This window comes from Rhizobium sp. LC145, from assembly GCF_001005825.1.
Lineage (GTDB): Bacteria > Pseudomonadota > Alphaproteobacteria > Rhizobiales > Rhizobiaceae > Neorhizobium.
Genome location: NZ_LBHV01000007.1, coordinates 154,339 through 181,111, shown reverse-complemented (window position 1 = coordinate 181,111; position 26,773 = coordinate 154,339). Strand labels below are relative to the sequence as shown.

The window sequence follows — 26,773 nt, the reverse complement described above, 5'->3', positions numbered from 1 at the left end:
TCGCAACGGCCTGAAAACAAAGGGATAGAGCGTTTCCGTGGCTTGGAGAAAGACGGAAACGCTCTATCTTGAGCCGCATGAAACCCGAGGCGCTGCTCCACCCCACTCCGGCCGGGCTCTTCTGCCCCATCGGCCGCTTCCATGTCGATCCGGTGCGCCCCGTCGAGCGGGCGCTCGTCACGCACGGCCATTCGGATCACGCCCGCGCCGGCCACGGCAAGGTGCTGGCGACCCGCCAGACGCTTGACATCATGCGGCTGCGCTATGGGGAAGGCTTTGCAGGCGCGGAGCAGGCGGTTTCCTTCGGAGAGGAGATCGATATCGACGGCGTGCGGGTGAGCTTCCATCCCGCCGGCCATGTGCTCGGCTCGGCCCAGATCGTCGTTGAACGGGAAGGGCTCCGGATCGTCGTCTCGGGGGATTACAAGCGCGGCATCGATCCCACCTGCGCTCCCTTCGAGCCGATCGCCTGCGACGTCTTCATCACCGAGGCGACCTTCGGCCTGCCGGTCTTCCACCATCCCGATCCGAGGGAAGAGATCGGCAAGCTCTTCACCTCGCTCAGACAGTTTCCCGAACGCAGCCACCTCGTCGGCGCCTATGCGCTCGGCAAGGCGCAGCGCGTCATTCGGCTGATCCGCGATTGCGGCTATCACGAACCGATCTTCATCCACGGCGCACTGGCGAGGCTCTGCGAATATTATCAGCGGGAGGGCATCGATCTCGGCGATATCCGCCCCGCCACCATAGAGGGCAGCAGCCCGGAGACCTTCCGGGGCTCCGTCATCGTCGGTCCGCCTTCGGCTTTTCAGGATCGCTGGGCGCGCCGCTTCAACGAGCCGCTCGTCGCCTTTGCCTCCGGCTGGATGATGGTGCGCCAGCGCGCCAAACAGGGCGGCGTCGAACTACCGCTGGTGATCTCCGATCATTGCGACTGGCCGGAGCTTCTGTCGACCATCAAGGAGATCGAGCCTTCCGAGGTCTGGGTCACCCACGGGCGCGAGGAGGCGCTGGTACGCTGGTGCGAACTCCAGGGCATTCCCGCCCGCCCGCTGCATCTGGTGGGCTATGAGGACGAGGGGGATTGATGGTGATCTCCTTCCGCTCGCTGAAGATGAAAACCCCTCCCCAACCCGACCGGGGTCGAGCCTCTTGTCTCGACCCGTCCTTGCGGACCCCCACAAGGGGGAGGGGCTTTGGTGCCTCGCTCACCCGTCCAAAGAGAGGTGACCTGCGGTGTTCGGCTTCGAGGGACCGGCAAGGCATGCCGCGAGTCCTCTCCCCCCTTGTGGGGGAGATGGCCGGCAGGCCAGAGGGGAACTTTGCGGAGCGGGCGTCATGAAAGCCTTCGCGACTCTCCTCGACCGCCTCGTCCTCACCCCATCGCGCAACGGCAAGCTGAAGCTGCTTGCCGATTATTTCCGCGACACGCCCGATCCCGATCGCGGCTATGGCCTTGCGGCGCTTGCCGGCGCGCTCGACTTGAAGAACGTCAAGCCGGCCATGCTGCGCGATCTCGTGCTGGAGCGCATGGACCCGGTCCTCTTCCAGTATTCCTACGACTATGTGGGAGATTTGGCCGAAACCATATCTCTCGTCTGGGATGCCGAAGGAAAGGACGACACAACGGACGAGGAGCAGCCGCATCTCGGCGAGGTGGTGACGAAAATGAACGCGCTCGGCCGCCTTGAGGTGCGCTCGGCGGTCCGCGATCTTCTCGGAAGGCTCGATCCGTCGAGCCGCTTCGCCTTCCTGAAGCTCGTCACGGGGGCTTTGCGCATCGGCGTCTCGGCCCGCCTCGCCAAGCAGGCGCTCTCCGATATGAGCGGTAAGGATGTGACCGAGATCGAGACGCTCTGGCACGGCCTCGTGCCGCCCTATGAGCCGCTCTTCGCCTGGCTGGAGGGCAGGGCGGAAAAGCCGGTGCTGGCCACGCCCGCGATCTTCCATTCCGTCATGCTCGCCAATCCGGTGGAGGAGGGCGATCTCGAAAAGCTCGATCCGGCAGACTACGCCGCCGAATGGAAATGGGATGGCATCCGCGTGCAGATGTCGAGCTATGGCGGCACGCGCAAGCTCTATTCCCGTTCGGGCGACGATATCTCCGGCGCTTTCCCGGATATCATCGATGCCATCAGCTTCGAGGGCGTCATCGATGGCGAGCTGCTGGTCGGCGGCACGATGCGTTCCAACAGCCCGACCCGCACCTTCTCCGATCTGCAGCAGCGGCTGAACCGCAAGACGGTCACAACGAAAATGCTGGAGGAATACCCGGCCTTCGTAAGGGCTTACGACCTGCTCTTCGAAGGCGACTTGGATATCCGCGCCGAGGGTTTCCTAGAGCGCCGGCGGCGGCTTTCGGATGTCATCGACAGGGCGCCGCATGATCGGTTCGATCTGTCCGATCTCGTGGCCTTCTCCACCTGGGATGAGCTGGACCGCCTGCGCCGCACGCCGCCCGATCCGGTGATCGAAGGCGTGATGATCAAGAAAAAGGACAGCCCCTATCAGGCCGGCCGCCTGAAAGGCCCTTGGTTCAAGTGGAAGCGTGATCCCTACAATATCGATGCGGTGATGCTCTATGCGCAGCGCGGCCATGGCAAGCGGTCGAGCTATTATTCCGATTTCACCTTCGGCGTATGGGCCGAAACGCCGGACGGCGAGGAGCTGGTGCCGGTCGGCAAGGCCTATTTCGGTTTTACCGATGCGGAACTGGAAGTGCTCGACAAGTTCGTGCGCGACAACACCGTCGATCGGTTCGGCCCCGTCCGTGCGGTCCGGGCAGAACCGGATTTCGGCTTCGTGCTGGAAGTCGCCTTCGAGGGCATCAACCGCTCCACGCGCCACAAGTCGGGGGTTGCCATGCGGTTTCCCCGGATTGCGCGCCTGCGGGCCGATAAGCTGCCGCGTGATGCCGACCGGCTTTCGACGCTGACCGCCATGGTGGAGGCGAAGGGAGGTTAATCCTCCCGGAATATCAGCGATTGGTGAACGGCGGAGCCGGCGATATTGCCGTCCGCCACGGCGATCGCGACCGATCCTGCGGGGCGCGTGGCGTCGCCGCAGGCGAAGACGCCGGAAACGGTGGTTTCCTTGGTCTGGCCTGTTCTGATGAAGCGGAGAAGCGGGGATTCCTCGAATTCGCAGCCGAGCTGTTCGGCAAGCCCGCTTGCCATGCGCGACCGCGGCAATACGAAAAGGCCGGCGAAGGAGGCGGTCCTTCCGTCCGTGAAGTGGATGTCGGCCTCGCCGGTAATCTTCTCGATCTGCGCTTCCTCGATCCTGACACCCCGGCGAGCAAGTTGCGCGCGCTGCTCCTCGTCGGGCGTGAAGCTGCCGTTGAGCATGAAGGTGGTCGGCCCCCAGTCCGGCAGCATCATCGCGTGATGCATGGAAATGTCCGAGACGGCGATCACGCCGACATTCCCCCGGTTCAGCTCATAGCCGTGGCAATAGGGGCAGTGGAAGACGGAGCGGCCCCAGCGCCCCTCAAGACCTGAAATGTCCGGCAGCGTGTCGATCACACCCGCCGCCAGGACGAGCCGCCGCGCCGAAATCCGCCGGCCGTCACCCGTTTTGACGGAAAATCCGGAACCGGCTTTTTCCGCCTTCTCGGCCCGCCCATCCAGCCATTCGACCGTCTCGTAGTGCCGAAGCTGCGCGCGGGCGTCCGCCACGATGTCCTGCGGCGGGCGTCCGTCCTGTCCGAGAAAGCCGTGGGAGTGCGCGGCGAACCGGTTGCGGCGAAGGCCCTCGTCGATGATGAGAGTTCGCCTGCGGGCGCGACCGAGCTGGAGTGCGGCGGAAAGGCCGGCAAAGCTGCCGCCCACGATGATGGCGTCATACATCTGGAAACTCCTTTATCTCGATACAACATAAGTTACATGATTTCGGCTCGTCAACAGGTTTGTAACTTTTGTTGTTGCGTAAGGCTCGTTCCTGTAGGATGGGTTCGATGGATCGAGAAGGATGAAGACCGAAGATGCGACAGGATAGCCGGCTTTCCCGCATGCTGCATGTGCTGATCCATATGGACCGGCACGAGGGTTCGGCGACGTCCGAAGTGATCGCCGGCATGTTGAACGCCAATCCGGTGGTGATCCGCCGCACCATGGCGGGGCTTCGGGAGAAGGGCTATGTCCGCTCGGAGAAGGGCCATGGCGGCGGCTGGACTCTCAACCGTCCGCTGGAGGAGCTGACCCTGCTCGACGTCTACCGGGCGATCGGCGAGCCGCCGGTCTTTGCCGTCGGGCCGGCCTGCGACCAGCCGGAATGCCTTGTCGAGCAGGCGGTCAACGCGGCGCTGGAGGATGCGCTTGCCGAAGCCGAAAAGCTGCTTCTAGAGCGTCTCGGTCATGTGACGCTTGCCGATCTCGCCCGCGATTTCGACGAGCGGATGGCAAAGGTCCGCAGCTCTGGCCACGAGGGCGCGCGGTGCCGCGAAGGGAAGAGTGCGACGGCGTAGCTGGATTGCGCTCGCTCATGGCGTCCAGATGAGGGTCATGCTCTGAACGAGCGCCGGACCATGTGGCGGCTAGGGCAACCCATCGCGCCTCACCACCGGGAATCGCGGCGTATCGCACCTGCAAACGCAATAAGAGCACGCTGCCTCTGATTTGATTCGTCATAGCTGGGCAGGTGAACAGGCTCGTAACGTCTCGGACCTTGGGACATTCTGTGCCAGCGTGGCCGGCCCATTGGCGTAAGTTGCAGGTCGTTGTTGTAATAGGGAGGCGGTTCCGCGAACTGCTCGTGCGCGAAAAGACGATGGCTGGCCGAAAGTGCCTCGCTTCTAAGTGGACCATCGTCGACCTCAAAATACCTTGGCGGCGCTGATGGATGGAGATTCGGCCTAGGTTCGAGAGCGGACATTTCGAACCTTCCGACCGCCTCGTCATAGATTGGTGGTGCGCGTCGCGGTAAAACAACCGCATCCGCAGAAAAGTATCTCTCCTCGTGGTGCAAGCGGCGATCTCCCAATTCTCCTCTCGTCCAATTATTCACGGCGCTAATTGGCTCATGGGCATAGCGATCGGTCATGTCTGGTCGATATATTCTGCCCGAACCGACATGGATCGGCGCGCGTGAATCGGGATTTCGCGAAGGCATCAGCATGCCCGTGGACGTGCGATCCAAGAGCATGCCCGTGGACGTGCCATCGAAGAAAACGGGTCGCCTGCGCATGACCGGCCGCAGAAATCTTACGACTGCCCGCAGGGCAGTTATCCAGGAACGCCCCGTCGGGTCTGTGCGGTTGATGGGATCATTGCCGCAATAGGCATAAGCATTGATGCCGCCCCGCCCGAAAGGGGATAGCGGGTCGGGGCTGTGAAAGCGCATCAGGATGGGATTGTAGGCGCGCCGCCCATTTCCGAGAAGCTGCCAGCCCTGCGTTTCGTGGAGCTCACCGTTGAAGCCCATGGCGCTATGCCGTGCCGTGTCGGAAGCGGCGCTATGCTCCCGTCCTTTTCCGGAATGCTTGGCCATTGTGAAATCCTCCAAGTCACCGATGAGTAAATCTGTTTAGTTGTATTTTTATAATTTACAATTTATGAGATTATGATTGGAGCGGCAAGTCGCTAATCGCAACGCCTGGCTTCACGCCCGATTACGTCACCTTTTATCATTGGGATGCCTCCCTGAGCTGAATGGTGAGCCATCCGCGTCACCAGCCTCGCGCCAGTTGGCTCTGGCATGATCGCTTCCGACGTCATCTGCCGGAAGTGGGTTTCCATGCCATCAACTCATCAGCCTCTCCGCCGAATCCTTGCGCTGCTTTCGGTCTCGGTCTCCTCGATCCCGCTGAGCGGCTGCCTTTTCGTCACCGATACGAGCCGCATGAACCCGGATGTCTTCGTGCAGGAGACGGCGCCGGTCTTCTACAATCCCTATTACGCCGCGCCGGTGCAGCCGCAGCCGGTGCCGACGCGCGAGCCGATCCCGCAGAAGCGCAATCTCTACCAGACCCAGTTCCACCAGACCTATGGCCTGCCGGTCTCCAACCCCGTCCACCGCACCATGTATGGCGTGATGCGGGACGAAGGTCACACTCTGCCGGAGATTCCCTATTCGCGGATCGAGCAGCGCTTCCTGCGTCAGGAAGTATCCTACCGGACGGGCGAAGCGCCGGGCACGATCGTCGTCGATACGCGCGAGCACTATCTTTATCTGGTGCAGCCCGGCGGCAAGGCGATCCGCTACGGGGTCGGCCTCGGCAGGGACGGCTACGCCTGGTCGGGGCGCGGCAAGATCCAGTGGAAGGCGAAATGGCCGCGCTGGACCCCGCCGCTGGACATGGTCGAGCGCCAGCCGGAACTGCGCCAGTTCGCGGGCGGCGCGACCCCCGGCCTCAACAACCCGCTCGGCGCGCGCGCGCTCTACATTTTCAAGGACGGCAAGGATACGCTCTACCGCGTCCACGGCACGCCGGATTGGCAGTCGGTCGGCAAGGCGACCTCCTCAGGCTGCGTGCGCATGCTGAACCAGGATGTCATCGACCTTTTCGAGCGCGTGCCCGCGGGCGCCGAGATCGTGGTTATCTGACCACACCCGCGCGACACTTCCATGCGTTCACGCGAATGTGCCTGGCGACTCACGTCGGCCGGGCGCATTTGCTTTGCTACAGAGTATCGGCTAAGCGGCGTGCCGGCTTGCTTAGCGAAGCGTAAACCATGGGGTGGTAGCCCTGTTCACGGCTGGAACTTTTTCCTGCCTCCTGCCGTTGACGAGGCCGACATCAGCATTACCAAGACGGGTGGTCTTCCCAGCATGAGTCTCACCACTTCCTATTCCCGCCGGAGCGTTCTCACATTTCTGGCAGGCGGAGCGGCTTCCACGCTTGCCGGCTGCGCATCGACCGCGCCGCGCGGGCAGCTCGTCGCCAGTTATCCGGAGCCGATCGCTCCGACACCCGCTGCCTTCGCTCCACCCCCGATGGATGCGGGCGGCTCGGCCGAGCTCGACGCCATGTATGGTACGGTGATGGATGGCGGCTTCGTCATTCCGGCCGTGCCCTACCAGAAGATCAATCCGCGCTATTATCGCCAGCGCGTGGTCGATCCGACCGGCGAACGGCCGGGCACGGTGGTGGTGGATACCGCCTCGCGCTTCCTCTATCTCATCGAGCCGGGCGGCTCGGCCATGCGCTACGGCGTCGGCATCGGCCGCGAAGGCTTCGCCTGGCAGGGCGAGGGCGTCATCCAGTGGCGGCAGAAATGGCCGAAATGGACCCCGCCGAACGAAATGATCGCCCGCCAGCCGGAGCTTGCCAAATACTCCGCCGACAATGGCGGCATGCCGCCGGGGCTCTCCAATCCGCTCGGCGCGCGCGCCCTCTATATCTTCCAGAACGGCCAGGACACGCTCTACCGCCTGCACGGTTCGCCGGAATGGCAATCCATCGGCACGGCGGCCTCTTCCGGTTGTGTGCGGCTGATGAATCAGGACGTCATCGATCTCTACGATCGCGTGCCGACCAAGGCTCGCATTGTCGTCTGGCAGTAAGCGCTTTCACATTCCCGTCGTGAGGCGGTGTTAGCGCCTATCCGGCATTGTGGGGGAGCGCATGGCGGAAATCGATACGAAGCTGGTCGAAAACCTGGTCGCGGAACAGTTTCCGCAATGGGCGGATCTGCCGGTGCGTCCCGTCGCCAATGGCGGCTGGGACAACCGCACCTTCCACCTCGGCGATCATATGTCGGTTCGGCTGCCGAGCGCCGAGCACTATGTCGCGCAGGTGGAGAAGGAGCATCGCTGGCTGCCGGACCTGGCCTCTGCCCTGCCGCTGCCGATCCCGGCGCCGCTCGCCCAGGGAAGGCCGGGCTGCGGCTATCCCTGGCCGTGGTCGATCTACCGCTGGATCGAGGGCGAGACGGCGAAGCGCGAACGGATCGCCGACATGGTCCGCTTCGCCGAGGAGCTGGCGGATTTCCTGATCGCGCTCTGGAGGATCGATACCTCTGGTGGTCCCGCCGCCGGCGTGCACAACTTCCATCGGGGTGGTTCGCTCGGCGTCTATGATGGTCAAACGCGGGCAGCGCTTGCGGTTCTTGCCGATGAAATGGACGTGCCGTTGCTGACGGAAATCTGGGAAAGGGCGCTCGCCAGCCGCTGGCAGCAAAAGCCCGTCTGGGTGCATGGGGATATCGCCGAAGGCAATCTCCTGGTGCGAAACGGCAGACTTTCCGCGGTGATCGATTTCGGCAGTTCCGGCGTCGGCGACCCGTCCTCCGATCTCGTCATCGCCTGGACGCTGTTCGACCGGCCGGCGCGCGAGGCCTTCCGCGAGCGGCTGGACCTCGACGCTCAGGCTTGGGAGAGAGGGCGCGGCTGGGCGCTGTGGAAGGCTTTGATCACCCTTGCCGAACATCGGGAAAGTGATCTGCAAAAGGCGGATGCCCATCGCCGCTGGATCGAGGAAATCGTCGCGGATCATCAGGGCGCTATTTGATTTGCCCCTCACCCTAGCCCTCTCCCCGCCTGCGGGGAGAGGGGACGTGGCAAACGAACCCTTGTGATGCGGGAAACCGGTGCGGCATATCCCTTCTCCCCGCGAGCGGGGAGAAGGTGGCGGCAGCCGGATGAGGGGCAACAAACCTCACGCGTCCGCGCTCAGAAGCCTCTCCCTCAGCGCCTTCAAGGCATCCCTCAATGCGGCGACCTCGTCCAGTCCGCAGCCCAGCGCTTCGCCGATCGCGCGGGCGACGTGTTCGGCTTGAGCCTTCATCTCGGCGCCCTTCGGCGTGAGCGAGATATGCACCTGGCGCTCGTCCCGGCGGTCGCGCTTGCGCTTGACGAGATCGGCCTGCTCCAGCCGCTTGAGGAGAGGGGAGAGCGTGCCGGAATCGAGGCCGAGCCGCTCGCCGATCGCCTTCACCGGCTGACCGTCTTGCTCCCACAGCGCCAGCATGACGAGATATTGCGGATAGGTCAGCCCGAGCGGCTCCAGAAGCGGCTTGTAGGCGCGGTTGAAGGCATGCGCCGCGCCGTAGATCGCGAAACAGAGCTGGCCGTCGAGGCTGATGCCGACGTCTCCCAAGTGACCGTTTTCCGACTTTTTCTGCATGTGGCTCCTGACTTTAGGGGCAAGCTCTCTATTTCGTCATTGTCGCAGGCTTGACGGCAAAACACAATGCGCATAACTATATTGCGCGCAATTGAATTGCGAACAACAAAATTAGCCTCGCTCTCAGGAAGGAGTCCCCAGATGGCCATTCTCTATACGACCAAGGCTTCCGCCACCGGCGGCCGCGCCGGCCGCGCCGTTTCCGAAAACGGTGTCCTCGATGTCACGCTGACCGTGCCGAAGGAACTTGGCGGCGACGGCGCCACCGGCACCAATCCCGAACAGCTTTTCGCTGCCGGCTATTCGGCTTGCTTCCTGGGCGCACTGAAGAACGTCGCCGGCAAGGAGAAGGTGAAGATCCCGGATGACGCCAAGGTCACCGCCACTGTCGGCATTGGCCCGCGCGACGACGGCACCGGCTTCGGCATCGAAGTCTCCCTGCTGGTCGATCTTCCCGGCTTCGACAAGGCCCAGGCGGAAGACCTCGTCGCCAAGGCCCATATCGTCTGCCCCTACAGCCATGCCATGCGCACCTCGACAGAAGTTCCGGTCAAGGTGGCCTGACGGGATTTCCACCCTCCCTCGAGGGGGGGGGGTCGAACCGCAGGTTCGGGGTGGGGTGACCGTTCGTGCGTGAGCACAGTGCTCACCCCACCCGCAGCTTCGCTGCGACCTCCCCCTCAAGGGGAGGTGGGGAGTTCCTCATCGGCCCCCGAGCACGCGCCTTGTTTTCCGCAAGTTTAGTGCTATATTCTTTCCATGGAAAGGAAATAGCCATGACTTTGCGGCAGAAAGTGGCTCCCCCTCCGACGCGAGAAGGTTCGTCTCAGGAAGGGATGGTGGTGACCAAGGCGGCGGTGAACGCAGCTGAACGGCTGGGTCTCAACGCGCGCATACTCGGCGCGGTGGTCGGCGTATCGGAAGCTTCCGTCTCGCGCATGAAGCGGCAGGATCACCAGTTGGAGAAGGGCACGAAGCCTTTCGAGCTGGCGCTCCTGCTCATCCGGCTGTTCCGCTCGCTCGATGCCATTACCGGCGGTGACGACATGGTCGCCCGCCAATGGCTGCGCAACGAAAATTCGGCGCTCGGCGGCGTGCCGGCTCAAAGAATCCTCACCGTTTCCGGCCTCACCGATGTCCTTGCCTATCTGGACGCCCGCCGCGCTCTCGTCTGAGGCGCGGCGCATCTCCGGCCGCTTCTGGCGGCTGGTGGAGGCGCAGCACCGGGTATCGACGATGAAGCTCGTCGATACGGTGGAGGAGCAGGCGCTTCTCGAAAACCTGCTGGAGGAGACGAAGCCCTCCTATCCGCCCGAATGCGAGGGGCTGGATTATCTGCTCGCCACGCCCTTCCGCTATGGCGCCGCCTATCCGCACGGCTCGCGTTTTCGCCGGGCCGGGCGAACACTCGGCGTCTTCTATGCGGCCACGGCCGTCACCACCGCGATCGCCGAAATGGCCTTCTACCGGCTGCTGTTCTTCGCCGAATCGCCCGCCACGCCCTTTCCCGCCAATGCCGCGGAATATACCGCCTTCGCCGTGCCCGCGAAGACGGATGCCGGCATCGATCTCACCCTTCCGCCATTCGATCGGGATCGTGCCCATTGGGAGCACCGCACCGATTACGCCGCCTGCCAGGCGCTGGCGGATGCGGCGCGCGGGGCGGGCATAGAGGCGATCCTCTACCGTTCGGTGCGCGATCCGGAAGGCGGCATGAATATCGCGCTCCTCACCGCCAAAACATTTGCCGCGAGAGAGCCGGTGGAGCGGCAGACCTGGCGCATCCGCCTGTCCGGCGCCGGCGTGCAGGCGATCCGCGATTTTCCGTTGACGAGGATCGGGTTCTCGCGGGCGGATTTCGAGGCCGATCCGCGACTGCGGCCTATTTAACGAGAGCCAGCGTCTCTCTCAGCCGCTCCACGTCGCCGCCGAGTTCCGCGTCGACCTCCCCATGCACGCGGACCCAGATCGGCAGCGCTGCCGAAAGCAGGGCCATGCCTTCATCGGTGAGGCTCAGGAGCTTGCCGCGCCGGTCCTTAGGGTCGACGGCGGTTTTGACGAGCCCGCGCCGTTCCAGCACCTTCAGCGCCGCCGTCAGCGTCGTGCGGTCCATGGCGAGCACGTTGACGACCGATCCCATGGAGGCCGGCTGGGGGCGGTTGAGCGACATCATCAGCGAGAATTGGCCGTTCGTCAGCCCGATCGGCTTCATGGCATTGTCGAAGCGGCGCGCGAGCGCCCGCGCGGCTCGCTGCACGTGCAGACAAAGACATGTGTCGCGAACATGCAGGGTGGTCGAGAAGGGAATCGGCTCTATTTCGGCAGTGTTTGACAGCATGCGGATAGTATGTTGATATCAACCTATCATGTCAATGGAGGAGAGAAATCATGGATGCTACCGTATCCCCGAGAAATCCCGTCGTATCGCGCGAGGAATGGCTGAAGGCCCGCCGCGATCTCCTGAAGCTCGAGAAGGAAGAGACCCATCTGCGCGACAAGGTGCGGGCCGAGCGCCGGGCATTACCCTGGGTGAAGGTCGACAAAGAGTATGTCTTCGACACGCCGAAGGGGAGGAAGGCGCTTGCCGAGCTGTTCGACGGCCGCAGTCAGCTCCTCATCTATCACTTCATGCTCGGTCCGGAATGGGAGGCGGGCTGCCCCGGCTGCTCCTTCCTGGCCGACCATTTCGACGGCACGCTGCCACATCTCAACCATCACGACGTGACGCTGATCGCCGTTTCCCGTGCGCCGCTCGAAAAGATCGAGGCCTACAAGAAGCGCATGGGCTGGAAGTTTCCCTGGGTCTCGTCCTACGGCTCGGACTTCAACTTCGATTATCACGTCTCCTTCACCAAGGAGGATCTCGCGAAGGACAAGGTCTTCTACAATTTCACGGAAATTCCACCGGAAGATGCGCATGACGAGCTGCCCGGCCTTTCCGCCTTCTACAGGAACGAGAGCGGAGAGGTTTTTCATACCTATTCGACCTATGCCCGAGGCGGCGAGGAGGTGATCGGCACGCTGATGATCCTCGACCGGGCGCCCTTCGGCCGCAACGAGGACTCGACCATGAATTTCGTCAAGCGCCACGATGAATATGAGCCGGCGCCGGAGGCGGCGTCTTCATCATCTTGCCATTGATCGGGCGCAGGATCGGGTCCGTATAAAGAGGAGGAGGAAATCATGATGGAAATGCCGAAACCGCAGGCCGAGCACGGCTTTCTCGAACAGCTCGTCGGGACATGGAATGTCACTTCCGGAACCATGAGCGGCGATGAGACGTGGACGGAAGTGGTCCGCTCCCTGGGCGGCATCTGGTTTGTGGCCGAAGGCAATGGCCAGATGCCCGGAGGCGGGGATGCCACGACGATCATGACGCTGGGCTACGATCCCGAAAAGGGCAAATATGTCGGCACCTGGCTGGGGTCGATGATGAACTACCTGTGGGTCTACGAGGGCGAGCTTTCCGCCGACGGCAAGACGCTCAGCCTCTATACCACCGGTCCGGATATGGAAAATCCGGGAAAGACCGGCGACTACCGCGAGCAGATCACCTTCCAGGATAGAAACAACCGCACCTTCAATTCCAGCGCCAAACAGCCGGATGGAAGCTGGAAGCAGTTCATGGAAGCGAGCTATACGCGCAAGCTCTGAACCAGCGCGTTCAACTACAATCGAAGGAGGAAACGGCAATGTTGCAGACCGTTTCGGAAGCACGTTCGAAGACGCATGGCAAGTTCATCTGGTGCGAACTGATGACGCCCGACACCGATGCCGCGGGCAAATTCTATTCCTCGGTGGTCGGCTGGAAGGTCAAGCAGGTCGATATGCCGGATATCGATTTTCCCTATTTCCTGTTCGAGATGGGGGAGGGCGAAAATTGCCCCGGCATCGGCGGCATGATGAATTTTCCGCCGGAATTGGAAGGCAAGATCCCGCCGAACTGGACCGGCTATGTCGCGGTCGATGACGTCGACCAGACGGCTAGGGAATTCACCGAACACGGCGGCGCGGTGCAGCGTCCGCCCGAGGATATCCCCGGTATCGGCCGCTTCGCCGTGCTTGCCGATCCGCACGGCGCGGTCATCTGCGTCATGAAGCCCCTGCCGATGGATCAGCCACCGCCGCCGGAGCTTGCTCCGGAGGATGTCGGCGCCGTCGGCTGGCATGAACTCTATGCTGGCGATGGTGCCGAAGCTCTCGATTTCTACGGAAAGGTCTTCGGCTGGACGCTTGATCAGGACTGCGACATCGGTGAGATGGGCGTTTACAAGATATTCGCCCATAACGGTCAGATGATCGGCGGTATGATGACCAAGCCGGCCGACATGCCTGCCTGCTGGGCCTATTACTTCACGGTCGAGGCGATCGATGCTGCGGCCGAGCGGGTGAAGGCTGGTGGCGGCAAGATCGTCATGGGGCCTATGCAGGTTCCGAGCGGCGGCTGGATCGTCCAGTGCACCGATCCGCAGGGCGCCTTCTTCGCTCTGAGCGCGGCGAAACGATAACCGCCGAGTTGATCTTCCCGACGTCGTCAAAGCCTCGCCGCGGTTGCGACCGTGGCGGGGTGAGCGTGGCTGCGCGAGCAAAGGAGGTTCGCATGGCATCCGAAAGCGAAGAGCAGCGGATCAGGGATATCATCGAAGACTGGGCGAATGCAGTGATGAGCGGTGATCGCGTAAAAATCCTTGCCCGCCACTCGTCCGATCTCCTGATGTTCGATTTTCCCGAAACGGTCGAAGGCATTGAAGCCTATGACAAGACCTGGGATTTCTTCTTTGCCGATCCGAAAGGGCCGATCACCTATCGGCCGACCTCGATGCGGGTGGTGGCCGGCAACGATGTCGCCTTCGCCGCCTGCACTTTCCATTGCGATGGCACGTCTGCCGGCCCGCTGGATTTCAGATTGACGGTGGGCCTGGAGAAACGTGATGGCGAATGGGTCATCTCGCATGAACACCATTCGGTCCCGACGGTCGAGGATCGCTTCATCGAGCCGTGACGGCGACGCGGAGATGCGCGTGAGGGCTGTGCATCCTTCGACCTTTATCGAAGCATCAGGCCTTTTCGCGCCTTGAGAAGCATCGAGCCGCCGTGAGATAAGGCGGCATGACGGAGCTTTCCCTTCCCTTTCTCGCCGCCGTTGCCGGCACATTCATCATCGCAGGCCTGGTCAAGGGCGTCACCGGAATGGGGCTGCCGACGGTCGCGATGGGGGTGCTGGGCGCGCTCATCTCTCCCGTCGCGGCGGCGGGGCTGCTGCTCGTGCCTTCCGCCGTCACCAACATATGGCAGTTGTCGACCGGGCCGAGCTTCATGGCGCTCGCAAGAAGGCTCTGGCCGATGATGGCGATGATCGTCGCCGGCACCGTGCCGGGCGCATTTCTGCTGACCGCGGGAAGCCCTCTATCCGTGGCTGCCCTTGGCCTCGTCCTGGTCGCCTATGCCCTTTATTCGCTTTTCGGAAAGCAGCCCTTCGTGCCCCCGCAGGCCGAAAGATGGTTGTCGCCCCTGATCGGTCTGGTGACCGGCGTCATTACGGGCGCAACCGGCGTTTTCGTCATCCCGGCCGTGCCCTATCTTCAGGCATTGAACCTTGGCCGCGACGATCTCGTGCAGGCGCTCGGCCTCTCCTTCACCGTCTCGACCATGGCGCTGTTTGCCGGCCTCGCCTGGCACGGCGCCCTAGATTTCGGCAATCTCCTGCTTTCGTCACTGGCGATCCTGCCGGCGCTTGCCGGCATGTGGGCGGGGCAGGCGCTGCGAAATCGCATCAGCCCCGCCGCCTTCCGGCGCGGCTTTCTGGTCTGCCTCGTCCTGCTCGGCGGCGAGCTTGCCCTGCGGCCGTGGTTTTAGGCCTAGGCCTTACCGCTTGAAGCTGCCGAGGATGCCGCGCACGATCGCCCGGCCGACCTGGGTGGCGACGGTGCGGGCGACGGACTTCATCGCTGCTTCCACCACCGTCTGGCGCTGGGAGCCGGCGCGGCCGCGGGTGGGGCGCTCGTCCGCGCCGCCGCCGAAGCCCGGCAGCGTCCAGCCGGAACCCGCCGATGCGGTCTGGGCCTCCTCCGCCTCCTTGGCGGCTGCCGCATCCGCTGCCTGCTTGGCTTTGGCAGCCAGCATTTCGAAGGCGGATTCCCGATCCACGTCCTCGTCATAGAGGCCGAGCACGGGGCTCCGGTCCATCACGGCCTGACGCTCCTGATCGGTAAGCGGCCCGATGCGGCTCGAAGGCGGCCGGATGAGAGTGCGCTCCACCATGGAGGGGGCGCCCTTGCCTTCCAGCGTCGAGACCAGCGCCTCGCCGGTGCCGAGATTGGTGATCGCGGTGGCGCAATCGAAGGCGGGGTTGGGACGGAAGGTATCGGCCGCCGTCTTCACCGCCTTCTGCTCGCGCGGCGTATAGGCGCGCAGCGCATGCTGTATTCGGTTGCCGAGCTGGGCAAGAACGGTTTCCGGTACGTCGAGCGGGTTCTGCGTCACGAAATAGACGCCCACCCCCTTGGAGCGGATGAGGCGGACGACCTGTTCGACACGCTCGGTGAGCACTTTCGGCGCGTCGTTGAAGAGCAGATGCGCCTCGTCGAAGAAGAAGACGAGCTTCGGCTTTTCCGGATCGCCGACTTCCGGCAGTTCCTCGAAGAGTTCGGAAAGCAGCCAGAGCAGGAAGGTCGCGTAGAGCCGTGGGTTCATCATCAGCTTGTCGGCGGCAAGCACCGAGATCTGCCCATAGCCATTGGTATGGGTGCGCATGATATCGCTGATCTTCAGCGCCGGCTCGCCGAAGAAATGCGTGGCACCCTGCTGTTCCAGCACCAGCAGCGACCGCTGGATCGAGGCGACGGAGGCCTTGGAAATCTGCCCGAACTGGCTGGAAAGCGCGCTGGCGTTTTCCGCCATGTAGTTGAGGAGGGAGGTGAAATCCTTGAAGTCGAGAAGCGGCATTCCCGCCTGATCGGCAATCTTGAAGGCGATGTTGATGACGCCTTCCTGAGGCTCGGAGGCATCCATCAGCCGTGAGAGCAGGAGAGGGCCCATCTCCGCGATGGTGGTGCGCACCCGGTGGCCCTTCTCGCCGAAGAGATCCCAGAAGATCACCGGAAACTGTTCGAAATCGTAATCGGCAAAGCCGATCTGCTCGGCGCGCTTGGCGAGGAAATCCTTGGGCTCGCCCTTGGCGGCGACGCCGGAGAGATCGCCCTTGATGTCCGCGGCGAAGACGGGCACCCCGGCTTTCGAAAAGCCTTCCGCCAGGATCTGCAGCGTCACGGTCTTGCCGGTGCCGGTGGCGCCGGTGATGAGGCCGTGCCGGTTGCCGAACTTCAAATCCAGATATTCGGCCTTGTTGAGCGAATCGTCCGGATTGCGGCTGCCGCCGATGAAGAGTTTACCCGTTTCGTCCATGCAACTATGCGCTCCCTGGCCGCGTGCCCTCACAGGATGTTAGTTATAGGGTGCGTCGGGAAAAGCGGCAACGGCAAGTGCAACGGTTGGTTACTCCTTCCACTGTGTGGTTCACCGGGCCGGCTTTTTATTGTCATAGGCCTGCTGCGCCTGCTCGATCTCGTGCAGATGGCCGATCGCCCAGTCATACGCCGCTCCGAGCGGGACTTGCAGGGTGCGCCCGAGTTCGGTGATCGAGTATTCGACCGCGACCGGCGAAGTGGGGAATACTTTCCGGTCGATCAGCCCGTTGCGCTCCAGACGCCGCAGGGCCTGCGTGAGCGCCTTGTGCGTCACCCCTTCCAACCTCCGCCTGAACTCATTGAAGCGCGTCGGCCTCTCGGCAAGGACGGTGAGGATCATCACCGACCATTTGTTGGCGACCTGATCGAAGAAAGAACGCGCGGCGCAGTCTGCAAAGAACACCGCATCAACCTGGTCCGTCATCCCGGTAACCTTCCGTATATCTACGCACCTGGAAGTGCATTCTTGATCCTAGATATACAATGGATATCTGTCCTGCAACTCGCATGGCAGCCAGGATTGCCGACATCGGTTCATGTCCCTGCGAGGCAATCGAACGCCAAGCTTTGCAAACGACAGAGGATAAGATGGAGACCAGATTTTCGAGGCGCAGCCTGCTGAAATTCACCGGCGCCACGGCCGTAGCGGCCGCCACGTTCAGGAGCACGCCGACGGCGGCGGCACCTGCGGCGAAACTCTTCTATACCGAGGCCGGCGCGGGCAGGAATGTGATGCTCCTGCACGGCTGGACTTGCGATTCCAATGATTGGATCGGGCAGCTTCCATTGTTCGAAAGCAAGTACCGGGTGGTCGCGCCCGATCTGCGCGGGCATGGAAGGTCGGAGGTCATGCCGTCGGGCGCCTATAGGCCCGCCGATCACGTTGCCGACATCGAAACCTTGATCGCAACCAGGTATCCGGGCGAGAAGTTCGTCATCGTCGGGCACTCGATGGGCGGGCAGATCGCCGCGCGCCTTGCCCTCAAGCGGCCGGATCTGGTCAGCGCCGTCGTGTCCGTCGATGGGGCGCTTGGTTTTGGTGGTGACGCGGCCCAACTGTTCGACAAGACCGTCCGCGATCTGAGCGCCGGCGATCCCGCCGTTGTTGTCCCGGCTCTGTTTCAGCTCGTTTATGATGCAGCGACCGATCCGGCATTCAAGCGCTGGCACGCAAGGCGCGTCCAGGGCATGCCGAACCACGTCGTGCGCGACACCTTCGGCCCCCTCTTCTTCGGAGCGGACCAGGTCGGTGTCGGAGAGGCGAGCGCGAAATTCTGCGAACGAGTGGAAGTGCCCATCTATCACCTGTGCCGCGATCCAGCTCAGGCGGGCCGCATGCGGCCGTGGTTCTCGCACCCGAAGTCGAAAGTCGATCTATGGTCCAATGCGGGTCATTGGATCATGCAGGACCGCCGGGAGGACGCAAATGCTGCCATCAGCGCCTGGATCGATGCGCTTTAGGGCCGTGACACAGGCGGTACGCCAGTCCACCGATTCGACCGGCGCGAATTTGCTCCTATATTTACGGCTCCCCACTGGTTTGGGGGCCGGACAGTGTGTATTACTTTGACGTCAACGTCAGATTTCGAGGAGAATCTTTATGAACGAGCTGGTTACCCGCGTTGCTGAAAATGTCGGCATCGCTCCCGATGTCGCTGAAAAGGCGGTCGGCATGATGCTCGGTTTCCTGCAGCGCGAGGCCGATGACGGCGCCGTCGCCAAAATGATCGAGTCGATCCCCGGCGCGACGGAACTGGTCGCCCAGTTCAACGGCGAAGGCTCGAACGGCGGTGGTCTGCTCGGCGGCCTGATGTCGGCGATCGGCGGCGGCGGGGTCATGGGGCTCGGCCAGCAGCTGATGAGCCAGGGCCTCGGCATGGGTGAGATCACTTCGCTCGCCAAGGAAACCATTGCCGTTGCCCGCGAGCATGCCGGCGACGAGGTCGTGGACACCGTGGTTTCTTCCGTTCCGGGCCTTTCCCAGTTCGTGTAATGCCGTGCCGCCTGTGCGGTGCAAAATGTGTTTGACTTCCTTGCGCATTGGGCGCATCCGTTCGCTCAGCGCCGCCCGTTCGGGCGTCGCTGTTTCAAAGGAAAAAGAGAGATGAACCCCGACAGTCGAAGTTCGACGTCAACATACCGACCCGTCCTTTCGGGGCTCTGATCCTTTTTAAGGATACGCGCTCCTGAAGGACCGATGGTCCGAGAAAAGGAGCTGTCATGCTGCGTATCCATGCCTATGACCTCGACCGCCTTGTGCCGGTTGTTTCCGATACGCCCGCCGTCGTCATGGCGCCTGCTATTGCCGGTGCCGCGGTCGCGCTCGACCTGAAATCCGAGGCTCAGCCGCCCGTCGTCTGGTACGACCTCATCAATCCGACCCAGGAGGAAGAGCGCACCGTCGGCGAGCGCCTCGGCATCACCGTGCCGACCATGGACGAAATGGAGGACATCGAACTCTCCGCCCGTCTCTACCAGGAGAACGGCGCCGAGTTCATGACCATGACGGTGCTGACCCGGCCGGATGCCGAGGCGCCGCGCAAGGTGCCCGTCACCTTCATCGTCAAGGGCCAGGCGCTGGTGACCGTGCGCTATTCGGAACCGCGGCCCTTCGACGCCTTTCTGGCCCGCGCCCGCCGAGGCAACGGCGCGGGCCTGCATTGCAGCAATGGCGAGCTGATCATGGCGGGGCTGATCGAGGCGGTGATCGACCGCATGGCCGATACGCTGGAGCGGCTCGGCAACGACATCGACCAGATTTCCCAGGAAGTCTTCAGCGCCAAGGCCGCCAAGGTCAACAAGAAGACGCGCGACCTTCAGGAACTGATCCGGGAGATCGGTCAGGCGGGTGAGTTCCTGACGGTCGTTCGCGAAAGCCTGGTCAGCGTCTCGCGCGTCGTTGCCTATTATAGCGCGTTGGACGGCGTCGACCGCAAGCTGGCCAAGGAGCTCCGCCAGCGCCTGAAGCTTCTGCAGCGGGATGCGACCTCGCTCGGCGATCACTCGGCCTTCCTGTCGAGCAAGATCAATTTCCTGCTGGATGCGACGCTGGGGCTGATCAATCTCGAGCAGAACCAGATCATCAAGATCTTCTCGGTCGCCGCGGTGGTCTTCCTGCCGCCGACTCTGGTTGCCTCGGTCTATGGCATGAACTTCGATGTCATGCCGGAACTGAGATGGCAGTACGGCTATCCGATGGCGATCGGCATGATGATCGTTTCGATGATCATGCCCTATCTCTATTTCAAGAGAAAGGGATGGCTGTAACCACCCCTTAAGGGGGCGTCTCTCTCCCCGCATGCGGGGAGAGAGTTGGGGTGCTATTGCCCCGCCACCTGCGGCTCGTAGTTCATGATGAACCGGCAGGGCTCGTTGTCGTAACGGGCGCTTGCGGCCTTGCAGCTTTCGGCGATGGATGCAGGGCTCGGTTTCTCGCTCTTGTCGATCCAGCCCACCATGGCGGCGAAAATCGCGGCGTATTGCGGCGTCGAGAGCTTGCTGTGCTGGTTCTCGTCGGTGAAGGTCTGGACCAGTAGATCGGCATTGCCGGCGTTGGCGACCGTCTCGCGATATTGGGCCTCCAGTTCCACGAAGGCGGTCGGATCGTTCCTGGCATGCATGGAAATCGTCGGCGCGACGATCGCGCCCGTCAGGTCAGCGTCATAGGCGAGCAGCCGCCGGGCTTCCGCGTCGGCGCTGAACCGCTCCACGCCCTCGTTGAGGGCCGCATCGTCATCCGAGCCGGAATAGACGGTCTTCGAATTGTCGAAGGGGTTCTTTCCCTCCAGCCGCCGCCATACGATATCCTGGAAGAGATTGGTGGCCCAGGCGAGATGCGCCACGAGATTGCCCTCCGGCACCTTGGTGACGCCAAGAATATTGGCGAGGTTTTTCGTCTGTTCCGGCGAGCGCTTGTCCTTGTCGAGGGAAACGCCGGTGCATTCGTCGACACGCTTTTCGAGTTCGGCCCGCGGCATTTTCCCATCCTTGGGCAAACCCTGCCATACGGGATATTGCGCCTCTTCGGGCCGCGGATGGTTCTTGCAGTAATACTGGTAGACGGCGCGAAGATCGGCACGGAAGCCGTAGGACTCGGTGCCGCCGCCGAGCACGCCGCTCGTCAGCACCACGCCGTCGTAATTCCTCTTGCCGTCGGCATCGAGCGCATAGAGTTCGGCTGCCTTGGCGGCGACATTGGCGCCCCAGGATTGGCCGTGCAGCAGGGTCAGACGTGGTTCGCCGAGCAGCTTTTCGGCGATCTTGCGGACGTTTTCGGTGTCTTCCGCCGCCATTCGCACCCCATAGCCTTCCCGGCGGTAGTTGGAGGCGGCCCAGGCATAGCCTTCCTCGACGGTGACGGCGAACCGTTCCAAATCTTCGATGGGATCATCCGGTTCGGGTTTGGCGGTGCGCGGACCGCCATGCGAGTGCACGACGAGAATGCCGTTCCAGTTCTGAGGCTTGGCGATCCAGTAGAAGGCGCCGTTCTGGTCGGCGCCCGCAAGGCATTCGGTGCCTTCCGGAAGCGTTTCCGGGCAATCCTTCTTCTCCTGCCCAAGGGCCGGCAATGCCGCAGGCAGGGACATGACGGCGGCGAGTGCCACCGAGGCCAATAGTTGCTTCAAATGCATGGAAAGCTCCTCCTTCTCCACCACCCGGAGGCTATTCCGGTGTGTTTGCGGGAGGCAACCGCGGTAAGGGCCGGATTGCGCGCCGAATGTGATTCAGCACCGGCGAATGTTTCGCATCCTGCCCAACGGGCGTCAGCGATGGGTGGGAAACCACCCATCCGGCGGCGGCGGAAGATTACCTTTTCGCCAGCCAATCCCGCAATGCGTCGTTGATGCGGGATTGCCAGCCGGGCCCATCCGCTCGAAAGCGCTCCAGAACATCCGCATCCAGCCTGATCGTCGTGGAAACCTTGGTTCGATCGCTTTTCGGCCGGCCCCGTTGAACGGGTGCCTCCGCAAGCTTCTCCGCCCATGGGCTTTCCGTCAGATCGGGGGCATCGTCATCAATGGCCGGCCAGTCTGGCGCCATAGGCTTTCTGTTCCCGGTCATTGGCTTTCCTCATGCTGATGATGCGCTGATGGTCTCCCCGGGGCGTCCAGACCAGAACGACCAGCCGTTCATTCAGGAAGCCCACGGTGAAATAGCGCGTTTCTCCATAGTCGATCCGATCGTCTTCGATCGTCAGGTGAGGGCCATCGAAAACCTGGCCCGCATCGGCGAAATCCAGACCTCGCTGCTCGAGGGTCAGAAGCCGCTTCACCGGATCGAATAGGATCGCCATTTATTGTTATTACAGAAAAAATGGATTTTCCAGCGTTATGGACGAAGGAGCATTCACAAAAAAATGCGCCGGAACAATCCAGCGCATTTGATGTCGTTTTGCAATGTTTAGTTGTCCCACTCCGGCGCCAGATGGCCGGGGTTGACGATGCGGCCGTCGGGGCGGGCAAGTTCGTGGATCGCCTGCATCTCCTTTTCCGTCAGCGCGAAATCGAAGATGTCGAAATTCTCCTGAAGCCGGCTTTCCGTTGCCGTCTTGGAAAGGGCGATAACGTCCTTCTGCTGCACGGCCCAGCGCAGCGCCACCTGCGCAGCCGTCTTGCCGTGCCGCGAGCCGATCTCCTTCAGCACCTCGTCCTGCGGCACCTTGCCGTCCGCCATCAGGTAGTAGGCGGTAATGGAAATGCCGTCCTTGCGCGCCGCGGCGATCACCTTGGACTGGTCGAGATAGGGATGGTACTCGATCTGATTGTTGGCGATCGGCGCGTCGGAAAGCTTCACGGCTTCCGCCATCAGGGCGGTGTTGAAGTTGGAAACGCCAATATGGCGCACCTTGCCGGCTTTCCGGACCTCGTTCAGTGCGCCGATGCGCTCGGCGAGCGACACTTCGCTCTTCGGCCAGTGGAGGAGCAGCAGGTCCACATGGTCGGTCTGAAGCTTCTTCAGGCTCTCGTCGACGGAAGCGATGAAGTCCTTGTGACGGTACTTGTCGACCCAGACCTTGGTGGTGAGAAAGATGTCGGCGCGCGGAATGCCCGACTTGGCGATCACTTCGCCCACTTGCGCCTCGTTGCCGTAGATCTGGGCGGTATCCACATGGCGGAAGCCGAGTTCGAGCGCCTGGGGCAGGATGCGCAGCACATCCGGGCCGGGCATGCGGAACGTGCCGAAGCCGAGAGCGGGGATATTGGCGCCATTGGCGCTGACGACGTGCATGATAGTCTCCTTACTAAAGAATGTCCGCCCGGACCGGGCGGAGGAAAGGGGCCTTTTCTACATGGGCCGATTCCATGACGGATCAACCGTCATGTCGTGTGCCGGTCACCCGGCGAGCGGCGGGTCGAGGCGTGCAAAGCCCTCCTGCCGCCTATAGGGGAAGTGCGGATAGGGCGCGGTGACCGCGCTGGCTTGATCGAGCTTTTCGATCTGCTCTTTCGTCAGCGCCCAGCCGACCGCGCCGAGGTTCTGACGAAGCTGTTCCTCGTTACGGGCGCCGATGATGACGGAGGATACGGTCGGCCGCTGGAGAAGCCAGTTGATCGCCACCTGCGGCACGGTCTTGCCGGTTTCAGCAGCCACGTCTTCGAGCGCGTCGACGACCTTGTAGAGCAGTTCGTCGGTGACCGGCGGACCGAAGCTCGCGGTTTCGTGCAGACGGCTTCCCGCCGGGATAGGCTTTTCCCGGCTGATCTTGCCGGTGAGACGGCCCCAGCCGAGCGGGCTCCAGACGAGCGCGCCCAGGCCTTGGTCCTTGCCGAGTGGCATCAGGTCCCATTCGTAATCGCGACCGACCAGCGAATAATAGACCTGGTTCGCCACGTAGCGGGTCCAGCCGTGCTTTTCGGCGGCCGCCAGCGATTTCATGATTTGCCAGCCGGAGAAGTTCGAGACGCCGATATTGCGAAGCTTGCCGTCGGCCACGAGCCGGTCGAGCGTCGAGACCACTTCCTCCACCGGCGTCGAGGCATCGAAGGCGTGGAGCTGGAATATGTCGATGTGGTCGGTTCTGAGCCGCTTCAGGGCATCCTCGACGGAGCGGATCAGCCGCGAACGGGACGAGCCCCAGTCGTTCGGTCCATCGCCCATCGGCAGGCTTGCCTTGGTGGAGATGAGCACGGCATCGCGCCGGTCCTTGATGGCCTGGCCGAGCACCTCTTCCGAGGCGCCGTTCGAATAGACGTCGGCCGTGTCGAACAGGTTGACGCCGGCCTCGAGGCAGATATCGACGAGACGGCGGGCCTCTTCGACATCTGTCGTGCCCCAATTGCCAAAGAGCGGGCCGGAGCCGCCGAACGTGCCGGCGCCGAAACTAAGGACGGGCACCTTCAGGCCGGATGCTCCAAGTGATCTGTATTCCATATCGGGCTCCATGGAAAAGTTCGCGTAGCCGAGAAGGGCGGGCGAGCCCCGCCCCGTCTTATCATTCCGCCGGGCTTGCCTGCAGGGCAGGGCGGGAGCCATCCAGCCGGATCGCGATCAGCGCGACCGCAAGGGCGGCGATCGGCACCAGGCCGGCGACGAGCGTGACCGAGCCGAGGCCGAGACCGCTGTCGATGATGACGCCGCCGAGCCAGGCGCCGATGGCGTTGCCGAGGTTGAAGGCGGCGATGTTGAAGGAGGAGGCCAGTCCCTGGCCGGCGCCTTCCGCCTTTTCCAGCACCCACATCTGCAGCGGCGATACGGTCGCGAAGGCGGCTGCCCCGAAGAGACCGATCGCGATCACCGCGGCGACCTGCTGGTGGATGGCGAAGGTCAGGGCGAGCAGCGCGACCGAAAGCGCGATCAGACTGCCGATGACGGTGGGCACCAGTTTGCGGTCCGCCAGACGCCCGCCGAGCAGGTTGCCGACGACGAGCCCGCCGCCGAAGACGAGCAGGATGGGCGAGACGGCGGATTCGGAGAACCCGGTGATCTCGGTCAGGATCGGCGCGATATAGGTGAAGCCGGCGAATACGCCCACCCAGGAGAGCACTGTGGTCAGCAGCCCGAGCAGCACGGAGCGGCGGCCGAGCACGGCAAGCACGCCCTGCGAACCCTCTTCCTGCTGGTCCGCGGCATTGTCCCTGGGAACGAGCAGCGCGATCACTGCAAGCGCGATGATGCCAATCGCGGTGACGGCCCAGAAGGTCGAGCGCCAGCCGAAGGCCTGGCCGAGCCAGGTGCCGAACGGGACGCCGAGGATATTGGCGACGGTAAGCCCCGTGAACATGATGGCAATGGCCGAAGCTTGTCTGTTGGGAGCGACGAGGCTGGTGGCGACGACCGAGCCGACGCCGAAGAAGGAGGCATGCGCAAACGCGGTGAGCACGCGCGCCGCCATCAGCGTCCAGTAGTCGGGCGCCAGCGCACAGGCGAGATTGCCGATGGTGAAGACCACCATCAGGCTCATCAGCAGGGTCTTGCGCGACCATTTGCCGGAGATCGCGCCGAGGAGGGGCGCGCCGACGACGACGCCCAGCGCATAACCGGAGATCAACAGGCCGGCCGCCGGGATCGAGACGCCGAGATCTTTGCTGACGTCGATGAGCAGACCCATGATGACGAATTCGGTGACGCCGATCCCGAAGGCCCCGGCCGTCAGGGCATAGAGAGCGAGTGGCATGTTTGTGTTCCTAATCCTTGGGAGGAGGGATGGAGGATGATGTCCTTGGAAGGATGACGGGAATATCGTCGCGCGGCACTTGCCTGTGTAGCGACACAAGCGGATAATCATTTGTGAAGTGAAGTCACAGGTGAGGATGCAGGACGCGATGCGTGGAGCCCCTCCTCCTTGTGGGGAGGGGTTGGGGAGGGGATCTTCCTTCGAGTGGAGAAAGACCCCTCCCGCCTGCCGGCCACCCTCCCCACAAGGGGGAGGGTTAAGCTCGCCGCGCCACATTGCATCTCGTGACCGTTGGAGCGAAAGAGAAGCAACGATGGACAATCGCGTTGGGGAAATGGAAGTCTTCACGCTCGCGGCGGAGCTCAGGAGCTTCTCGGCCGCGGGGCGCAGGCTCAAGCTCTCGCCCTCGGCGGTCAGCAAGCTCGTCACCCGGCTCGAGAACCGGCTCGGCACGCGCCTTGTCGTGCGCTCCACCCGTACGCTGCAACTGACGCCGGAAGGCGAGACCTATCTGGCGCGGGCGCAGCGCATCCTCGCCGAGATCGCCGATACGGAGGCGGTCGTTTCGGGGGGAGGGCGCATGCTTCCGCGCGGGCCGCTCTCCGTCAACGCCTCGGTCGGCTTCGGCGAGCGCTACATCCTTCCGCTGGCGGGTGAATTTCTGACGCTCTTTCCGGATGTCCAGCTCGACGTCACGCTGACCGACGACATCGTGGACGTGATCGGCGAGCGGGTGGATATCGCCATCCGCCACGGCCCCATGCGCGATTCGTCGCTGATGGCGAAAAAGCTGGCCGAAAGCAGCCAGGTGGTCATGGCCTCGCCCGAATACCTGAAAAGGCACGGCACGCCGAAGACGCCGGACGAACTCATTCATCACAATTGCATCAACTTCAATTTTAGAAGAGCGGTCGAAGGCTGGCCTTTTCGTGATCCGGTGACGGGCAGGGCGGAAGTCCGCCCGGTGGCGGGAAGCCTGAAGGCGAGCAGCGGCTCAATCATCCGGCAGTTCTGCCTTGCCGGGCTGGGGATCGGCCGTGTCGGGCGTTTCCATGTGGAGCCGGACCTTGAGGCGGGACGCCTCGTGCCGGTGCTGGAGGATTATAATCCCGGCGACATGGAGGAGATGCACGCCGTCTATGCCGGCCACGAACATCTCGCCGTGCGCATCCGCGCATTCATCGAATTCCTGGCGGAGCGGCTTTGATGGCGAACGTGGCGAACCTGCCGCATTCATGCCATGGTTTGGACAATTTCTTCCACAAATTCATAGGCATGGAGAATCTGATCATGTCCGAACGATTTAATGACGTCCTTGCCCGCATTCGGGCCGACGTGGATGCCGCAACCGCCGAGCTGCCGCATCTCACGATACCCATGGAAGATCTGCGGCTATTGATCCAGAGCCTGGAAAACCTCCATTCGGAGAGGGAAGAACTGCGTCGCAAGATCGACCAGCACAACGATGTGATCGAGGCGGTGGCGGTCTTCATTGAAGCCTACCGGGAAAAATACCGCAACTATTCGAGCGGCGGCGTGCGTCCCAGCGCGGTCCTGCGCCGGGAGGTGCGAATGATATGGGCCGCCATGAACGGCCATGCGGTGGCGACCGACAGCAGCTTCTAACCA

At 62.8% G+C, this 26,773-nt stretch carries 31 protein-coding genes; 19 read left to right on the top strand and 12 right to left on the bottom strand.

What is annotated here, in order from left to right:
* The first annotated feature begins 77 nt into the window (after window positions 1–77).
* Both YH62_RS18930 and YH62_RS18925 read left to right on the top strand, forming a co-directional pair.
* Window positions 78–1,088, top strand: coding sequence for a ligase-associated DNA damage response exonuclease (locus YH62_RS18930; RefSeq protein WP_046795814.1), 1,011 nt, complete (start codon window positions 78–80; stop codon window positions 1,086–1,088).
* 250 nt (window positions 1,089–1,338) lie between these two features.
* Window positions 1,339–2,964, top strand: coding sequence for a cisplatin damage response ATP-dependent DNA ligase (locus YH62_RS18925; RefSeq protein ID WP_046795813.1), 1,626 nt, complete (start codon window positions 1,339–1,341; stop codon window positions 2,962–2,964).
* Here YH62_RS18925 and YH62_RS18920 read toward each other — a convergent pair.
* Window positions 2,961–3,848: an NAD(P)/FAD-dependent oxidoreductase gene (locus tag YH62_RS18920; RefSeq protein ID WP_046795812.1), complete on the bottom strand. Its 888-nt coding sequence runs from the start codon at window positions 3,846–3,848 to the stop codon at window positions 2,961–2,963. The genes YH62_RS18925 and YH62_RS18920 overlap by 4 nt on opposite strands.
* Window positions 3,849–3,982: 134 nt before the next feature.
* On the opposite strand from YH62_RS18920, the gene YH62_RS18915 reads away from it, so the two are divergent.
* Window positions 3,983–4,465: an Rrf2 family transcriptional regulator gene (locus YH62_RS18915; RefSeq protein WP_046795811.1), complete on the top strand. Its 483-nt coding sequence runs from the start codon at window positions 3,983–3,985 to the stop codon at window positions 4,463–4,465.
* Between the two features lie 89 nt (window positions 4,466–4,554).
* Here YH62_RS18915 and YH62_RS29570 read toward each other — a convergent pair whose 3' ends face one another.
* Window positions 4,555–5,487, bottom strand: coding sequence for an RHS repeat-associated core domain-containing protein (locus YH62_RS29570; protein WP_082118416.1), 933 nt, complete (start codon window positions 5,485–5,487; stop codon window positions 4,555–4,557).
* Between the two features lie 246 nt (window positions 5,488–5,733).
* On the opposite strand from YH62_RS29570, the gene YH62_RS18910 reads away from it, so the two are divergent.
* From YH62_RS18910 to YH62_RS18900, 3 genes are all read left to right on the top strand, one after another.
* On the top strand, window positions 5,734–6,543 hold the full coding sequence (locus YH62_RS18910; RefSeq protein WP_046795810.1) for a L,D-transpeptidase: 810 nt from the start codon (window positions 5,734–5,736) through the stop codon (window positions 6,541–6,543).
* A gap of 225 nt (window positions 6,544–6,768) precedes the next feature.
* A complete protein-coding gene (locus YH62_RS18905) occupies window positions 6,769–7,503 on the top strand; it encodes a L,D-transpeptidase (protein ID WP_046795809.1) in 735 nt (244 codons plus the stop codon).
* 61 nt (window positions 7,504–7,564) lie between these two features.
* On the top strand, window positions 7,565–8,449 hold the full coding sequence (locus YH62_RS18900) for an aminoglycoside phosphotransferase family protein (protein ID WP_046795808.1): 885 nt from the start codon (window positions 7,565–7,567) through the stop codon (window positions 8,447–8,449).
* A gap of 147 nt (window positions 8,450–8,596) precedes the next feature.
* Here YH62_RS18900 and YH62_RS18895 read toward each other — a convergent pair whose 3' ends face one another.
* Entirely contained in the window at window positions 8,597–9,064 is a 468-nt protein-coding gene (locus YH62_RS18895; RefSeq protein ID WP_046795807.1) for a MarR family winged helix-turn-helix transcriptional regulator, read from the bottom strand.
* Between the two features lie 141 nt (window positions 9,065–9,205).
* Between YH62_RS18895 and YH62_RS18890 the strand changes: the two genes are divergently transcribed.
* The 3 genes from YH62_RS18890 (at window position 9,206) to YH62_RS18880 (ending at window position 10,954) form a co-directional block, all read left to right on the top strand.
* Window positions 9,206–9,628, top strand: coding sequence for an organic hydroperoxide resistance protein (locus tag YH62_RS18890; RefSeq protein ID WP_046795806.1), 423 nt, complete (start codon window positions 9,206–9,208; stop codon window positions 9,626–9,628).
* Window positions 9,629–9,840: 212 nt separating this feature from the next.
* Window positions 9,841–10,239 (top strand): MbcA/ParS/Xre antitoxin family protein, encoded by a 399-nt coding sequence (locus YH62_RS18885; protein WP_046795805.1) that lies wholly within the window; start codon window positions 9,841–9,843, stop codon window positions 10,237–10,239.
* Window positions 10,199–10,954, top strand: coding sequence for an RES family NAD+ phosphorylase (locus YH62_RS18880; RefSeq protein WP_046795804.1), 756 nt, complete (start codon window positions 10,199–10,201; stop codon window positions 10,952–10,954). The genes YH62_RS18885 and YH62_RS18880 overlap by 41 nt, the downstream gene beginning before the upstream one ends.
* On the opposite strand, the gene YH62_RS18875 is transcribed toward YH62_RS18880, so the two are convergent.
* A complete protein-coding gene (locus YH62_RS18875) occupies window positions 10,947–11,399 on the bottom strand; it encodes a MarR family transcriptional regulator (protein ID WP_046796058.1) in 453 nt (150 codons plus the stop codon). The two genes, YH62_RS18880 and YH62_RS18875, sit on opposite strands and share 8 nt — an antisense overlap.
* A 53-nt stretch (window positions 11,400–11,452) precedes the next feature.
* Between YH62_RS18875 and YH62_RS18870 the strand changes: the two genes are divergently transcribed.
* The 5 genes from YH62_RS18870 (at window position 11,453) to YH62_RS18850 (ending at window position 14,920) form a co-directional block, all read left to right on the top strand.
* On the top strand, window positions 11,453–12,205 hold the full coding sequence (locus YH62_RS18870; protein ID WP_046795803.1) for a thioredoxin family protein: 753 nt from the start codon (window positions 11,453–11,455) through the stop codon (window positions 12,203–12,205).
* A gap of 45 nt (window positions 12,206–12,250) precedes the next feature.
* Window positions 12,251–12,718, top strand: coding sequence for a DUF1579 domain-containing protein (locus YH62_RS18865; RefSeq protein WP_170986341.1), 468 nt, complete (start codon window positions 12,251–12,253; stop codon window positions 12,716–12,718).
* 38 nt (window positions 12,719–12,756) lie between these two features.
* Window positions 12,757–13,572, top strand: coding sequence for a VOC family protein (locus YH62_RS18860; RefSeq protein WP_046795801.1), 816 nt, complete (start codon window positions 12,757–12,759; stop codon window positions 13,570–13,572).
* A gap of 92 nt (window positions 13,573–13,664) precedes the next feature.
* Window positions 13,665–14,066, top strand: a complete 402-nt coding sequence (locus tag YH62_RS18855) for a nuclear transport factor 2 family protein (RefSeq protein ID WP_046795800.1) — start codon at window positions 13,665–13,667, stop codon at window positions 14,064–14,066.
* A 107-nt stretch (window positions 14,067–14,173) separates the two neighbouring features.
* On the top strand, window positions 14,174–14,920 hold the full coding sequence (locus YH62_RS18850) for a sulfite exporter TauE/SafE family protein (protein WP_046795799.1): 747 nt from the start codon (window positions 14,174–14,176) through the stop codon (window positions 14,918–14,920).
* Window positions 14,921–14,929: 9 nt separating this feature from the next.
* Here the strand turns inward: YH62_RS18850 and YH62_RS18845 are convergent, their stop codons facing one another.
* Together YH62_RS18845 and YH62_RS18840 are read right to left on the bottom strand one after the other, a co-directional pair.
* On the bottom strand, window positions 14,930–16,468 hold the full coding sequence (locus tag YH62_RS18845) for a helicase HerA-like C-terminal domain-containing protein (protein ID WP_046795798.1): 1,539 nt from the start codon (window positions 16,466–16,468) through the stop codon (window positions 14,930–14,932).
* A gap of 111 nt (window positions 16,469–16,579) precedes the next feature.
* Window positions 16,580–16,954 (bottom strand): helix-turn-helix domain-containing protein, encoded by a 375-nt coding sequence (locus tag YH62_RS18840; protein WP_046795797.1) that lies wholly within the window; start codon window positions 16,952–16,954, stop codon window positions 16,580–16,582.
* Between the two features lie 164 nt (window positions 16,955–17,118).
* Between YH62_RS18840 and YH62_RS18835 the strand changes: the two genes are divergently transcribed.
* The 3 genes from YH62_RS18835 to corA all read left to right on the top strand — a co-directional run bounded on the left by YH62_RS18835 (window position 17,119) and on the right by corA (window position 19,797).
* On the top strand, window positions 17,119–17,991 hold the full coding sequence (locus tag YH62_RS18835; RefSeq protein WP_046795796.1) for an alpha/beta hydrolase: 873 nt from the start codon (window positions 17,119–17,121) through the stop codon (window positions 17,989–17,991).
* Between the two features lie 139 nt (window positions 17,992–18,130).
* Entirely contained in the window at window positions 18,131–18,523 is a 393-nt protein-coding gene (locus tag YH62_RS18830) for a hypothetical protein (protein WP_046795795.1), read from the top strand.
* Window positions 18,524–18,819: 296 nt separating this feature from the next.
* Window positions 18,820–19,797, top strand: coding sequence for a magnesium/cobalt transporter CorA (gene corA, locus YH62_RS18825; RefSeq protein WP_046796057.1), 978 nt, complete (start codon window positions 18,820–18,822; stop codon window positions 19,795–19,797).
* 53 nt (window positions 19,798–19,850) lie between these two features.
* On the opposite strand, the gene YH62_RS18820 is transcribed toward corA, so the two are convergent.
* The 6 genes from YH62_RS18820 to YH62_RS18795 form a co-directional block, all read right to left on the bottom strand.
* On the bottom strand, window positions 19,851–21,161 hold the full coding sequence (locus YH62_RS18820; RefSeq protein WP_046796056.1) for a hypothetical protein: 1,311 nt from the start codon (window positions 21,159–21,161) through the stop codon (window positions 19,851–19,853).
* A 175-nt stretch (window positions 21,162–21,336) separates the two neighbouring features.
* Window positions 21,337–21,591 (bottom strand): BrnA antitoxin family protein, encoded by a 255-nt coding sequence (locus YH62_RS31035; RefSeq protein ID WP_046795794.1) that lies wholly within the window; start codon window positions 21,589–21,591, stop codon window positions 21,337–21,339.
* On the bottom strand, window positions 21,545–21,823 hold the full coding sequence (locus YH62_RS18810) for a BrnT family toxin (protein ID WP_046795793.1): 279 nt from the start codon (window positions 21,821–21,823) through the stop codon (window positions 21,545–21,547). The genes YH62_RS31035 and YH62_RS18810 overlap by 47 nt, the downstream gene beginning before the upstream one ends.
* Window positions 21,824–21,930: 107 nt before the next feature.
* The gene (locus YH62_RS18805) at window positions 21,931–22,758 is read right to left on the bottom strand and encodes an aldo/keto reductase (protein ID WP_046795792.1); all 828 of its coding nucleotides are present in this window, start codon (window positions 22,756–22,758) and stop codon (window positions 21,931–21,933) included.
* 105 nt (window positions 22,759–22,863) lie between these two features.
* Window positions 22,864–23,901, bottom strand: coding sequence for an aldo/keto reductase (locus YH62_RS18800; RefSeq protein WP_046796055.1), 1,038 nt, complete (start codon window positions 23,899–23,901; stop codon window positions 22,864–22,866).
* 61 nt (window positions 23,902–23,962) lie between these two features.
* Window positions 23,963–25,144, bottom strand: a complete 1,182-nt coding sequence (locus tag YH62_RS18795; protein ID WP_046795791.1) for an MFS transporter — start codon at window positions 25,142–25,144, stop codon at window positions 23,963–23,965.
* 313 nt (window positions 25,145–25,457) lie between these two features.
* On the opposite strand from YH62_RS18795, the gene YH62_RS18790 reads away from it, so the two are divergent.
* On the top strand, window positions 25,458–26,351 hold the full coding sequence (locus YH62_RS18790) for a LysR family transcriptional regulator (RefSeq protein WP_046795790.1): 894 nt from the start codon (window positions 25,458–25,460) through the stop codon (window positions 26,349–26,351).
* Window positions 26,352–26,434: 83 nt separating this feature from the next.
* The gene (locus YH62_RS18785; RefSeq protein WP_137326788.1) at window positions 26,435–26,770 is read left to right on the top strand and encodes a hypothetical protein; all 336 of its coding nucleotides are present in this window, start codon (window positions 26,435–26,437) and stop codon (window positions 26,768–26,770) included.
* Window positions 26,771–26,773: the final 3 nt, after the last annotated feature.